We start from the raw sequence: 671 nt of genomic DNA on the forward strand, positions 1-671 counted from the left end.
TCCGGCATGGTGGTATCAATGATCCCAGTGACGCTGGCGGTGCCTTGATTACCCACGCCATCTTCAACGGTGGCGGTAACACTAAAGTCACCCTCCGCTAAATCACTGCTGGCCGTGACACTCCACGTGCCGCCGGTTACGGTGGTTTGAATAGTCTCTGCTGGATTAATTCCATCATTTATCACCACAGTGACAACACTGCCATCTGGCGCATCACTGCTGCCGTTAATGGTCGGTGTGGTGTCATTGGTTTCACCAATCGCATTGATGGTAATACTTGGCGCTAAGGTATTGAGTGTGAAGGTATCGGTGGCACTGTTGCTATTGCCCGCCGCATCACTGACGCTCGCAACCACCGTATAATCATCATCGGCTAAAACTGGGGCGGTAACGGCCCAGTCACCATTGACATCAACCGTGGCACTGAGTGTGGTAACTGTCCCACCGCTGTCGGTGACAGTGAGGTTTATCACCGTTCCTTGTGGCTCTGATGAGGTGCCACTGAGCGTTGGCGTGTCATCATTAATTGCACCCAAGTTATTAATGCTGATCAACGGATCTAAGGTATCCACACTGCCAGTGCCGGTGTCACTGCCGGTATTGCCTGCCGCATCGGTAATACTGGCGGTTACTGTATAACTGCCATCCGTTAAGCTTGGTGCTGTTACTTG

Annotated in this window: 1 protein-coding gene; it reads right to left on the reverse strand. The window is 52.2% G+C overall.

Annotated features, from left to right (window positions below; genetic code table 11):
• The coding region (locus tag H5200_RS23325) for an Ig-like domain-containing protein (RefSeq protein WP_182762871.1) at positions 1-671 on the reverse strand (671 nt) is incomplete at both ends.

It is taken from the genome of Pseudoalteromonas sp. SG43-7 (assembly GCF_014164295.1).
GTDB classification, from domain to species: domain Bacteria; phylum Pseudomonadota; class Gammaproteobacteria; order Enterobacterales; family Alteromonadaceae; genus Pseudoalteromonas; species Pseudoalteromonas rhizosphaerae.